This window comes from Rhodobaculum claviforme, assembly GCF_016653255.1.
In the GTDB taxonomy this organism is placed as follows: domain Bacteria; phylum Pseudomonadota; class Alphaproteobacteria; order Rhodobacterales; family Rhodobacteraceae; genus Rhodobaculum; species Rhodobaculum claviforme.
In genome coordinates, this window is sequence record NZ_NHSD01000264.1 from 1 (window position 1) to 11,723 (window position 11,723).

Consider the following 11,723-nt stretch of genomic DNA (forward strand, 5'->3'; position numbering starts at 1 on the left):
GGGACGGGTTCCTCGAACCACAGGGGCGCGTGGGGCTCCAGCGCCCGGGCCAGCCGGATCGCACCGGCGGCAGTGAACTGCCCGTGCGTGCCGATCAGGATGTCGGTGCGCTCGCCCACGGCGTCCCGGATCGCGGCGGCCATCGCGGCGCTTCGCACGATGTCGGACAGCGCGGGCTGGTGCCCGCCCCGGATGGTGTAGGGGCCGGCGGGATCGGTCTTGACCGCCGTCCAGCCGGCGTCCCTGGCGCGTGCGGCGGCGCGGGCGTTGGCCTCAGGGTCGGTCCAGAACGCCGCCACATCCTCGCCCGGCGCCGGATAGAGGTAGGTATAGGCCCGCAGCCGATCCCCCAGCCGCCCGCCCATCAGCGCCCACACCGGACGGTCGCGCGCCTTGCCCAGGATATCCCAGCAGGCGATCTCCAGCCCGGAAAACGCGCCCATCACCGTGGGGTCGGGCCGCTGCGTGAAGCCCGAGGAATAGACCCGGCGGAACATCAGCTCGATGTTCTCGGGGGATTCGCCCGCCATGTGGCGGGCAAAGACATCCTCGATCACGGCGGTCATCGCGGCGGGGCCGACTGCGGCGGCATAACATTCGCCCCAGCCGGTGATGCCGCAGGCGGTGGTGACGCGCACCAGCAGCCAGTAGCGCCCGCCCCAGCCCGGCGCGGGCGGGGCGGTCACGATCACCTCCAGATCGGCGAGTTTCATCCGCGCCTCCGTCAGCCGTCCATCAGGATCACGTTGCGCCGGGCATGGCCCGCGCGGGTGTCGGCGATGGCCTCGTTGATGTGCTCCAGCGCCCAGCGGCCCGAGATCAGGCCCGCGAGTTCCAGCCGCCCCTGCCGCCACAGGTCCACCATCCAGGGAATGTCGCGGCCCAGCACGACCTCGCCCATCAACGAGCCGACCATGGCCTGGCCCTGCGCCGCGACCACCACCGGCTCGTAGGACGCCACCTCGCCCGAGTGCGGCATGCCCACCATCACCATCCGCCCGCGCGGCGCGAGGTAGCGCATCGCCACCTGATAGGCCGGGATCGCGCCGACCGTCACCAGCACCACATCCGCCGCCCGGCCGCCCGCGGCATCGCGCGCCGCCCGCCAGGGCTTTGCGTCGCCCGCCAGCACCCCGTCGGTGGCGCCGAACGCCCGCGCGGCCTCCAGCTTGTCGGCGCTCATGTCCACCGCGATGATGCGCGACGCGCCCGCCAGCCGCGCGCCCTGGATCGCGTTGAGGCCGACGCCGCCTGCGCCGATCACCACCACCACCTCGCCGGGGCGCACGGCGGCGGTGTGCACGGCCGCCCCCAGCCCGGTGACCACGCCGCAGGCCAGCAGGCAGGCTTGTTCCGCCGGCATGTCGTCGGGCACGGCGGCGAGCTGCGATGGCTGCACGACCACCGCTTCGGCGAACGCCCCGCAGGCCAGGCCCTGCTTCAGCGCGCCGCCCGTGGCGGTGGTCAGCGGCGGCGCCAGCGCGGGCGCGTCGCGGCAATAGACCGGCGCCCCCGAGGCGCAGGACGCGCAGCCCCCGCAAGAGCGGATCAGCGTGACGATCACCCGCTGCCCCTCGGCCCAGCCGGTGACGCCGGGGCCGATGGCGGTGATGCGGCCCGCGGCCTCGTGGCCATAGACGGCCGGCAGATCGCCGCCCCAGGCCCCCTCGGCATAGCTGATGTCGGAGTGGCAGATCGCCACCGCCTCCAGCGTGACCTCCACCTCTCCGGCGCCGGGGGGGCGGAGGTGGACCTGTTCCACCCGCAGGGGCGCGTTGAAGTCGTGGCAGACGGCGGCCTTGATGCTGCGCATGGTCCCTCCCTCGTGTCGGGCCCAGTGATCGCGCAGCGCCCGGCGGTTGGCAAGCGGGGGGCCTCAGTCGGGGATCAGCACGTACCCCTCGCCGCGCACGGTCTGCAGGTGGCGGGGTTGGCGGGGGTCGTCCTCCAGCTTGCGGCGCAGGCGGGTGATGTGGACGTCGACGGCGCGTTCCTGCATCGGCTCGGCGCCGGTGCGCACGGCGCCGATCTCGTCCATCAGGGCGGTGCGGGACAGTGTCTCGCCGGGGTGGGCGGCGAAGATGCGCAGCAGCGCGGCCTCGGTCGCCGTCAGCCGCACCAGCGCCTCGCCCCGGCGCAGCTCGCCGCGCTCCACGTCATAGCGCGCGGGGCCGAGGTGCAGCAGGCGCGGCAGGGCGATCTCCTGCGGGACGCGGCGCAGGATGGCGTTGATCCGCAGCAGCAGTTCCTTGGGGTCGAAGGGCTTGGGCAGGTAGTCGTCGGCGCCCGCCTCCAGCCCCGCGATGCGCGCGTCGGTTTCGCCGCGTGCGGTCAGCAGCAGGATCGGCGTGGCGCCCCGCAGCCGCAGCGCGCGTGTCAGGCTCAGGCCGTCCTCGCCCGGCATCATGACGTCGAGCACGATCAGGTCGAACGCCAGCCCCTCCAGCAGGCGCCGGGCATGGGCGGCATCGCGCGCGGCGCTGACCCAGAACCCGTGGCCCTGCAGGAAGCGTTGCAGCAGCGCCCGGATGCGGGCGTCGTCGTCCACGATCAGCAGGTGGGGGGCGGCCTCGGTCGGCATCTCAGCCCCTCGGGTCGCGCAGGGCGTGGTACTGGTGGCGGATCTCGTCGTCCATCATCGCCTCCAGCACCTGCCGGAACCCCGCCACCGCGTCCGGGCCGGCGGCGCGATAGGCCGCGCGCATCCGTGCCCGCTGTGCCTGCGACAGACGCCGCTCCAGCGTGGCGCCGGCGGGGGTCAGGTGCAGGTGACGCTCGCGCCGGTCGGTGCGGCCGATGCGGCTTTCCACCAGCCCCTCGGCGATCAGCGCGCGCAGCACGCGGTTCAGCGACTGCTTGGTCACGCCCAGGATCGCCAGCAGGTTGGAGACCGTGGTGCCCGGCATCCGGTTGATGAAATGCAGCGCCCGGTGATGCGCGCGGCCATAGTCCAGTTCGGCCAGGATGCGGTCGGGATCGGCGGTGAAGCCGCGATAGGCAAAGAACATCGCCTCGATCCCCTTGCGCAGCTGCTCGTCGGTCAGGAACAGCAGCGCCTCTCCGCCCGAGGGGGCGGGGGGCTGGTCGCGCAGGCTGGATCGGTCGGTCATGGGGCCCCCCTGTGGTCGTGGGGAAGTTACGTCAGTCTTGTTGACATTCCAAGGGCCGACTGTTAGCGAGTCGCCCGGTAAATACGCAACATTATGTCCGATGCGGACGTTATGTGCGCAACATCGCGAAAAAAGGGTGGGGTGGCCATGGCCGGAGCCTATGACGACCGCGACGGGCTGATCTGGATGGACGGGGCGATGCAGCCCTGGCGCGAGGCCAATGTGCATGTGCTGACGCACGCCATGCACTACGCCAGTTCCGTGTTCGAGGGGGAGCGCGCCTATGGCGGGCGCATCTTCAAGAGCCGCGCGCATTCCGAGCGCCTGCGCCGGTCCGCGTCGATGATCGATTTCGAGATCCCCTTCACGGTCGACGAGATCGAGGCCGCCAAGGCCGAGGTGCTGGCCGCCAACGGGCTGACCGACGCCTATGTGCGCGCCATCGCCTGGCGCGGCGCGGGTGAGGACATGGGCGTGGCCTCGCGCCGCAACCCGGTGCGGCTGGCGATCGCGGCGTGGGAGTGGGGCGCGTACTACGGCGACGCGCGGGTGCGTGGCGCGCGGCTGGACATCGCCAAATGGCGCCGCCCGGCGCCCGAGACCGCGCCGTTCCAGGCCAAGGCCGCGGGCCTTTACATGATCTGCACCATGTCCAAGCACGCGGCCGAGGCGAAGGGCTGTTCGGACGCCATGATGTTCGATTACCGCGGCTTCGTGGCCGAGGCGACGGGCGCCAACATCTTCTTCGTGCGGGACGGCGAGGTGCACACCCCCATCCCCGACTGTTTCCTCGACGGCATCACCCGCCGGTCGGTGATCGACCTGCTGCGGGCCCGCCAGATCCAGGTGCACGAGCGCCACATCGCGCCGTCCGAGCTGGAGGGCTTCGAGCAGTGCTGGCTGACCGGCACCGCCGCCGAGGTCACGCCGGTGGGCCAGATCGGCGACTACAATTTCGAGGTCGGCGCCCTCGCACGTCAGATGGTGGAGGACTACGACCGCCTCGTGCGCGCCTGAGGCGCCATCATGCGCAACATGGGGGCGCATGATCGGGGCCCATGATCGGGGCCCATGATCGGGCCCATGATCGGGATAGTGCCCGCCGGCGGAGGAGGTCGAGCGGGCACGGCGGGGGCCGGCGGGGATGGTCCGCCGGCCCCTTGCTTGCCTTTGGGCATGCGGGGGGCGTGTGGGGCTTGCGCGGGCCGGAGTGAATGTTCTATTTATGTTCTCATGCTGGAGATCTCGCCCCCTCCCCGACCGGGCTGGCCCCGGCCACCGGCCTGCATCCCGGCGGGGTGGCTCGACCGGCCGCCGGCGGGGGCGCGGGTGGCGGTGGCGGGGCTGGTGCTGTGCCGCCAGCGGCCGGGCACCGCCCACGGCGTCATCTTCCTGACGCTGGAGGATGAGACCGGCCCCTGCAATGTCGTCGTCTGGGCCCGGGTGCATGAGCGGTTCCGCCGCGCGGTGATCGCGGGACGGCTGCTGCGCGTCACCGGGCGCGTGCAGCGGCAGTCGGGCGTGGTCCATGTGGTGGCCGAGCGGATCGAGGACATCTCGCACCTGCTGGACCGGCTGCTGCAGCCGGGCTTTGCCGCCGATGGCACCCGCGCCGCCGACCAGCCCTGAGGGGGCGCCTTGCCGCCCCGGGCGGGGGGGCTATGCTGCGACCACTCACCGGGGGGCCATCCAGTGCTGCGCGATTTCCTGTCCTACTATGCGCCGCACAGGCGGCTGTTCCTGATCGACTTCGGCTGTGCGGTGCTGTCGGGGCTGTTGTCGCTGGGGTTCCCGCTGGCGGTGGCGGCCTTCGTGGACACGCTGCTGCCGCGTGGCGACTGGGCGCTGATCGGCTGGGCGGCGGCGGGGTTGCTTGCGATCTACCTTGTGAACACCGTGCTCATGGTGATTGTCACCTACTGGGGCCATGTCCTTGGCATCGCGATCGAAACCGAGATGCGGGCCCGCGCGTTCGACCATCTGCAACGGCTGTCCTTCGGCTTTTTCGACGACCAGAAGACCGGCCATCTGGTCGGCCGGCTGACCAAGGACCTGGAGGAGATCGGCGAGGTCGCCCACCACGGCCCCGAGGATCTGTTCGTCGCCATCATGACCTTTGTCGGTGCGCTGGCGCTGATGTTCATGGTGCACCCGCCGCTGGCGCTGATCGCGGCGTGCATCGCGCCCGTCGTGATGTGGCTGGTGATCCGCTACGGCGGCGAGATGACGCTGAACTTCCGCAACCAGTTCGCCCGCGTCGGCGCCTTCAACGCCCGGATCGAGGAGAACGTGGGCGGCGTGCGCGTCGTGCGCGCCTTCGCCAACGAGGCGCATGAGCGCGCCCTGTTCGCCGCCGACAACGAGGCCTACCGGCGGGTCAAGCTCGGCGCCTATCGCATCATGGCGGCGACGCTGGCGATCAACTTCCTGGGCATGCGGGTGGTGCAGCTGGTGATCCTGGTGGCGGGGACATGGTTCGTCATGGCCGGAAGCCTGAGCGTCGGGGGATTTGTCGGGTTCCTGTTGCTCATCAATGTCCTCTATCAGCCGCTGGAGAAGATCGCGGCGGTGGTCGAGACCTATCCCAAGGGCATCGCGGGGTTCCGGCGGTACTCGGAATTCCTCGCGACCGCGCCCACGATCACCGACGCCCCCGGCGCGCCCGACCTGCCCGCCGTGCGTGGCGCGGTCGCGTTTCACGGCGTCACCTTCGGCTATGACCCCGACCGTCCCGTCCTGCGCGATGTGTCGCTGTCCATCGCGCCGGGCGAGACGGTGGCCTTTGTCGGTCCCTCGGGCGCGGGCAAGACCACACTGCTGGCGCTGCTGCCGCGCTTCTACGAGGCGCAGGGCGGGCGCATCACCGTGGACGGCCATGACATCCGCGCGGTCACGCAGGCGTCGCTGCGCCGCCAGATCGGGATCGTCAGCCAGGACGTGTTCCTGTTCGCGGGGACGCTGCGCGACAACATCGCCTATGGTCGGCTGGATGCCTCGGAGGCCGAGATCGTGGCGGCGGCCCGCCGCGCCCGGCTGGAGGGCGTGATCGCGGATCTGCCGCAGGGGCTGGACACGCCCATCGGCGAACGCGGGGTCAAGCTGTCGGGCGGGCAGAAGCAGCGCGTGGCCATCGCGCGGATATTCCTGAAGAATCCGCCGGTGCTGATCCTGGACGAGGCGACCTCGGCGCTGGATACCGAAACCGAGCGGCAGATCCAGACCGCGCTGGAGGAGCTGGCGCGCGGGCGCACCGTTCTGGTGATCGCGCACCGGTTGGCCACGATCCGGGGCGCCGACCGCATCGCCGTGGTGGAGGGGGGGCGCATCACCGATCTGGGCAGCCACGCGCAGCTGATGGCCCGCCCCGGCACCTATCGCCGCCTGTCCGAGGCGCAATGGGCCGATCCCGCCCCCCGCGCGGGCTGAGGGGGCCATGCGGCGCGGGACGCTACCCCGCGCCGCGCCGCGATCAGATCCGTGATCAGATCTGCTTTTCGGGCATGAACACCTTCAGCCCGTCCAGCGCCGGCGACACCTTCAGCTGGCACGTCAGGCGCGAACGCGCAGGGTCGGGTTCAAAGGCGAAGTCGAGCATGTCCTCCTCCATCGCCTCGCGCGCGGGGAGTTTGTCCACCCAGGCAGGATCGACATAGACATGGCAGGTCGAACACGCGCAGGCGCCGCCGCAATCGGCCTCGATGCCGGGAATGCCGTTGTCGCGGGCGCCTTCCATGACGGTCATCCCGTCGGGGACCTCCACCACATGTTCCGTGCCGCCCCATTCGACATAGGTGATCTTTGCCATTCAGCCGTTCCCTTGCCTGACCTTGCGGCGGTGACATAGGCCACGCGGGGCTGAATGGCCAGAGGGCGGCGGCCCTATGCCTGCGGCCCGAACAGCCGGTCCAGCGCCGCCTCCAGCGCCGCCGTTTGCGACAGCCGCAGCCGCACCGGCAACGTCAGCACCCGGCGGCGCAGCGCGGGGGCCAGGCGGGCCGCGTCCTTTTCCGTGGTCACGAGTTGGGCACGCAGCGTGCGCGCCTCGCCCTCCAGCCGGGCCATCAGCGGGGCGGGGATCGGCTGGTGGTCGTCCAGCGCCAGCGTGCGCACGACATCCGCGCCCATCGCGCGCAGCGTGGCGAAGAACTTCTCGGGATAGGCGATGCCCGCGAACGCCAGCGCGCGCAGGCCGCGCCAGCTCATCCCGGTCTGGAGCGGCTCCAGCGCGCCGCGCACCCGCGCCACCGCGCCCACCGCCGCCCCCCAGCGCGCATCGAACGCCGCCTGCGCGGCCGCGTCGCCGATGCTCAGCACCAGATCGGCGCGCGCCATCCCCGCCGCCACCGGCTCGCGCAGGGGGCCGGCGGGGATGGGGCGGCCATTGCCGAAGCCACGCGCGGCGTCGACCACCACGATGGCAAGATCATGCGCGACCGAGGGGTTCTGGAACCCGTCATCCAGGATCACCGCGCGCGCCCCGGCGGCCTCGGCGGCGCGCACGCCTGCTGCGCGGTCGCGCGCGACCCAGACCGGGGCAAAGGCCGCCAGCAGCACGGGCTCGTCACCCACGGCCTCGGCGCGGTGGCGGCGCTCGTCCACGCGCAGCGGGCCGGGGGTGGTGCCGCCGTGGCCGCGGCTGACGACATGGGCGGGGATGCCGCGCGCCGACAGCGCCTCGATCAGGGCGATGACGGTGGGGGTCTTGCCCGCGCCGCCCGCGCCCAGGTTGCCCACGCAGATCACCGGCACGCCCGCGCGATGGGCCATCGCGCGCCCCCGCGCCAGCCGACGCGCGGTTCCCGCGGCATAGAGCGCGCCCAGCGGCGCCAGCACACGCGGCCACAGCCCGGGTCGGTCGGGCGGGCTGGGACGTCGCCACCACCGGCGCCGGTCCATGCACCACCGCCGAGCCCAGCGCCGCGGCCTCCAGCGGATCGCAGCTGTCGGTGCCGCTCAGCGTGCCGCCGAAGAACGTCACGGGCGCCAGGCGATACCACAGGCCGAGTTCGCCTTCGGTGTCGGCGATATAGAGGTGGGTGTCGTCGTCGGGCTCCTCCTCGGCGGCGCGGCGCACGGCGCGCAGGCCCTCGGCGGCGGCGGCCTCGGCCAGGGCGGGGCCGCGCGCCGGGTCGGTGGGCACCAGCACCAGCAGCAGCCGGTGCGCCAGCCGCTGGGCGATGCGCTGGGCGGCCAGGACCGCGGCCTCCTCGTCGGGGGGGACGCAGGCGGCCAGCCACAACGGGCGTGCGCCGAAGCGCCGCGCCAGGGCCGTGCGTTCGGCGGCGGTATGGGGCAGGGGGCCCGGCAGCAGCGCCAGCGGGCCGATCTGTTCGATCCGCTCGGGCCGGGCGCCGGCGCGGCGATAGGCCCGCGCGCAGGCGGCATCGCGCACGAGGATGCGCTCGGGCTGGCGCAGCAGCGCCCGTTGCAGCCCCGGCAGGGACCGCCAGCGCGTGGCCACGCCCGGCATCCGGCCCGCGACCACGAACACCGGGCGCCCGGCCTCGCGGGCGGCGGCGATCAGCGCGGGGGGCAGCGGGCCCGGCCCCAGAACCAGCGCCCCGGGGTCCCAGGCGGCAAAGGCCGCGCGTGCCCAGGCCAGATCGTGGTCCCGCGCCGGGTGCACCGCCAGCCCCTGCGGCGTGCGCCCGGTGCGCACCGGGGCCGCCGACCCATGCGTCAGGATCAGCCCCAGCCCGCGGCGCGCACCACCCAGCCGCGCCGCCAGCGTGCCCAGCCCCCGCAGGTCACCCAGGTCGTCGACACCCGGCTGCGGCGCGTGCAGCCAGACCAGCGGACGGCCCGGCGGCGGTGGCGGCACGGCGGCCCCCATGCCGTCCGGCCGCCGCGCGCCCGCCCCCGCCAGATACAGCGTCAGCGCCAGCGCGCGGTCCATGGTGCCGACCGTGGTCCCGGCCCGGGTGGCGTGCGGGTCATTCGGGGGGATCACCCGGGCACCGGTGCGGCGGGGCTCAGGCGCCAAGTTCCTCGGTGGGGCTGGCCTCGGCTTCCTCGTCGCGCAGCCGGTGGATGTGGGCGATGAAATAGCGGGTGTGGGCGTCGTCGACGGTGCGTTGCGCCTCGCGCTTCCAGGCGACATGGGCGCTGGCATAGTCGGGAAACATCCCCACGATGTGGATGTTGTCCACATCCTGAAAGGTGGTGCGCTGGGGGTCCACAAGCTCTCCGCCAAAGACGAGGTGCAGGCGCTGGGTCATCGGGTGTCCTCCGGGGTCTCGGATGCGTCAGGGGCCGGGTGGCGGGGTCGCCCCGGCGGGGGCGAGGCGCGCAGCCTACTGCGGCGCGGCGGCGGGTCAACCCGCCCCGTGGCCCAGCCGCGCCAGCACCTCGGCGTGCAGGGCGGGCGAGGCGGCGATCAGGCCCGCGCTGCGCGGCTGCGGGGTGTTGAAGCTCAGCGCCGCGCCGTGGCGGTCGGTGACGCGCACGCCGGCTTCCTCGGCGATCAGGGCGGCGGCGGCGGTGTCCCAGTCCCATGTGTCCCGCAGGCTGAGTGTCGCGTCGAACGCGCCTTCGGCCACCAGACACAGCCGCCAGGCCAACGACGGGCGCACATGCCGCTCCAGCACCGGCAGGCCGCCGGGCCACAGCTCCGGCGCCAGCTGGCCCGCCGAGGCAAGGACCCGCGCCCCGCGCAGCCCCGCGCGCCCGCCCGCGACAAGGGGCCGCGCGCCCTCGTGCGCGCCGCCGCCCCGGCGCGCCGAGTAGGTCAGCCCCATCAGCGGCAGATGCACCACCGCCGCGTGCACCCGGCCCGCGCGCACCACCGCCAGCGCATGGGCAAAGCCCTTGTCACCCTTGAGGAACGCCCGGGTGCCGTCGATCGGATCGACGATGAACACCGAGGCGGCCCCCAGCCGGGCGGCGTCGTCCTCGGTTTCCTCGCTCAGCCAGCCATAGTCGGGGCGCGCGGCGGTCAGGCGCGCGCGCAGCATCCGGTCGATCTCCAGGTCGGCCTCGGAGACCGGGCCCTGTCCGTGGTCCTTGTGCCAACTTGCGGGGCCCTGGCCGAAATGGGCCGCCGCGATGGCCCCGGCCGCCCGCGCGGCGTCGCTCAGCAGCGCAAGATCGGCCGCGTCGCGCGCCGCGCAGGGTCCGGGATCCGTGTCAGGCACCGGCAATCGTCAACCCATCCACGAGCAGGCTGGGCACCTGGCGGGTGGCGTGCGCGCGCGCGTCGTTGGCGGGGACCAGCCCGTGCAGCATGTCGCGCAGATTGCCTGCGATGGTGCATTCGTTGACCGCGTGCACGACCTCGCCGCCCTCGACCCAGAAGCCGGCGGCCCCGCGCGAATAATCCCCCGTCGTGGGGTTGATCGAGGCCCCCAGCATCGAGGTCACGACCAGCCCGCGCCCCATCTCGGCGATCAGCGCCTCGCGGCTGTGGCGCCCGGGCGTCAGGATGATGTTGCCGGGCGCGGGCGCGGGCGGGGCCGAGGTGCCGCGCGCCGCGTTGGCCGTGCTCGGCAGTCCCAGCTGCCGCCCCGTCGCCAGGTCGAGCACCCAGGAGCGCAGCACCCCGTCCTCGACGATGGCGCGGCGGGCGGTGGGCAGCCCCTCTCCGTCGAAGGGGCGCGAGGCCGCGAGCCGCACCGCGCGCGGATCCTCGATCACGCTCAGCCCCGAGGGCAGCACCTGCGCCCCCATCGCATCGCGCAGCCATGACGCGCCGCGCGCCACCGCCGTGCCGTTCACCGCCGCCAGCAGATGCCCGATCAGCGAGGCCGCGACCCGTTCGTCGAACAGCACCGGCCAGGCCCCGGTGGGCGGCTTGCGCGCCCCGCGCCGGGCCAGCGTCCGTTCCGCCGCCCGTCGGCCGATGTCGTCGGGGCCGGGCAGGTCGGCGGCAAAGATGCGGCTTTCGGCGCACCAGTCGCGCTCCATGCCCGTGCCCTCGCCGGTGATGGCCACGCAGGACAGGCTGGATCCGGTGCGCGCATACCCGCCCGAAAATCCGTTGGAGGCCGCCATGTGCACCGCCTGCCAGCCCCATCCCGCCGAGGCGCTTTCGACCATGCTGATGCCCTCGATCGCGAGGGCTGCGGCCTCGGCGGTGCGGGCGGCGTCCTCCAGCGCGGCGGGGGCGGGGTCACCGGCGGGGTCGATCAGCTCCAGCCCGTCGGCATCGCGCAGCGCCGACAGCGCGTCCGCGTCCGCCAGCCCCACATGCGGGTCCTCGGGCGCCTCGCGGGCCATGGCGACGGCGCGGGCGGCCATCTCGTGCAGGGTGTCGGGCCGGGTGTCGGAGGCCGACACGCAGGCCTGCCGCCGTCCGATCAGGACCCGCAGGCCGATCTCCACGCCCTCGGCGCGTTCGGCCTGTTCCAGCTGGCCCGCGCGCACGTCGATCGCCAGCGACCGGCCCTCGATCGCCAGCGCGTCGGCGGCCTCGGCGCCGGCCTTGCGCGCGGCGTCCAGAAGCGCCTCGGTCAGCGGTGCGAGCGTATCGGTCATGCGCGGTGTCCTTTCGCGGGCAGGGAACGGGTCATGCGCCAGGGCGGATGATCCGGGGCAGGCGGCGTCCCCACCCCCGCGCGACCTAGGCCGCGCGGCCCGGCGGTGCAAGGGTGGGGGTGCAAGCGGGGTGCCGTCAGG

At 73.4% G+C, this 11,723-nt stretch carries 12 protein-coding genes and 1 pseudogene; 3 read left to right on the top strand and 10 right to left on the bottom strand.

Going from position 1 to position 11,723, the window contains the following annotated elements; all coding sequences use genetic code 11:
- From CCR87_RS09930 to CCR87_RS09945, 4 genes are all read right to left on the bottom strand, one after another.
- Nucleotides 1-713, bottom strand: a 713-nt coding sequence (locus CCR87_RS09930; protein WP_274609769.1) for an enolase C-terminal domain-like protein, incomplete at its 3' end; no start/stop codon positions are given.
- Nucleotides 714-724: 11 nt separating this feature from the next.
- A complete protein-coding gene (locus tag CCR87_RS09935) occupies nucleotides 725-1,813 on the bottom strand; it encodes a zinc-binding dehydrogenase (RefSeq protein WP_201157372.1) in 1,089 nt (362 codons plus the stop codon).
- 63 nt (nucleotides 1,814-1,876) lie between these two features.
- The gene (locus CCR87_RS09940; protein WP_201157373.1) at nucleotides 1,877-2,581 is read right to left on the bottom strand and encodes a response regulator; all 705 of its coding nucleotides are present in this window, start codon (nucleotides 2,579-2,581) and stop codon (nucleotides 1,877-1,879) included.
- A 1-nt stretch (nucleotide 2,582) separates the two neighbouring features.
- Entirely contained in the window at nucleotides 2,583-3,110 is a 528-nt protein-coding gene (locus CCR87_RS09945; RefSeq protein ID WP_201157374.1) for a MarR family winged helix-turn-helix transcriptional regulator, read from the bottom strand.
- A gap of 147 nt (nucleotides 3,111-3,257) precedes the next feature.
- Here CCR87_RS09945 and CCR87_RS09950 point away from each other — a divergent pair, with 147 nt between their 5' ends.
- From CCR87_RS09950 to CCR87_RS09960, 3 genes are all read left to right on the top strand, one after another.
- On the top strand, nucleotides 3,258-4,127 hold the full coding sequence (locus CCR87_RS09950) for a branched-chain amino acid aminotransferase (protein WP_201157375.1): 870 nt from the start codon (nucleotides 3,258-3,260) through the stop codon (nucleotides 4,125-4,127).
- 216 nt (nucleotides 4,128-4,343) lie between these two features.
- Entirely contained in the window at nucleotides 4,344-4,739 is a 396-nt protein-coding gene (locus CCR87_RS09955) for an OB-fold nucleic acid binding domain-containing protein (protein WP_201157376.1), read from the top strand.
- 63 nt (nucleotides 4,740-4,802) lie between these two features.
- Entirely contained in the window at nucleotides 4,803-6,536 is a 1,734-nt protein-coding gene (locus CCR87_RS09960; protein WP_201157377.1) for an ABC transporter transmembrane domain-containing protein, read from the top strand.
- Nucleotides 6,537-6,591: 55 nt separating this feature from the next.
- Here CCR87_RS09960 and CCR87_RS09965 read toward each other — a convergent pair whose 3' ends face one another.
- The 6 genes and pseudogenes from CCR87_RS09965 to CCR87_RS09985 all read right to left on the bottom strand — a co-directional run bounded on the left by CCR87_RS09965 (nucleotide 6,592) and on the right by CCR87_RS09985 (nucleotide 11,582).
- Nucleotides 6,592-6,915, bottom strand: a complete 324-nt coding sequence (locus tag CCR87_RS09965) for a 2Fe-2S iron-sulfur cluster-binding protein (protein WP_201157378.1) — start codon at nucleotides 6,913-6,915, stop codon at nucleotides 6,592-6,594.
- A gap of 74 nt (nucleotides 6,916-6,989) precedes the next feature.
- Nucleotides 6,990-8,006, bottom strand: coding sequence for a tetraacyldisaccharide 4'-kinase (gene lpxK / locus CCR87_RS09970; RefSeq protein WP_201157379.1), 1,017 nt, complete (start codon nucleotides 8,004-8,006; stop codon nucleotides 6,990-6,992).
- 433 nt (nucleotides 8,007-8,439) lie between these two features.
- A pseudogene (locus CCR87_RS17260) lies at nucleotides 8,440-9,006 on the bottom strand (glycosyltransferase N-terminal domain-containing protein); the annotation flags it as partial.
- A 76-nt stretch (nucleotides 9,007-9,082) separates the two neighbouring features.
- Nucleotides 9,083-9,328, bottom strand: coding sequence for a DUF4170 domain-containing protein (locus tag CCR87_RS09975; protein WP_201157380.1), 246 nt, complete (start codon nucleotides 9,326-9,328; stop codon nucleotides 9,083-9,085).
- 96 nt (nucleotides 9,329-9,424) lie between these two features.
- On the bottom strand, nucleotides 9,425-10,243 hold the full coding sequence (locus CCR87_RS09980) for an inositol monophosphatase family protein (protein ID WP_201157381.1): 819 nt from the start codon (nucleotides 10,241-10,243) through the stop codon (nucleotides 9,425-9,427).
- Nucleotides 10,236-11,582: a TldD/PmbA family protein gene (locus tag CCR87_RS09985; RefSeq protein ID WP_201157382.1), complete on the bottom strand. Its 1,347-nt coding sequence runs from the start codon at nucleotides 11,580-11,582 to the stop codon at nucleotides 10,236-10,238. Before CCR87_RS09985 ends, CCR87_RS09980 begins: the two co-directional genes overlap by 8 nt.
- Nucleotides 11,583-11,723: the final 141 nt, after the last annotated feature.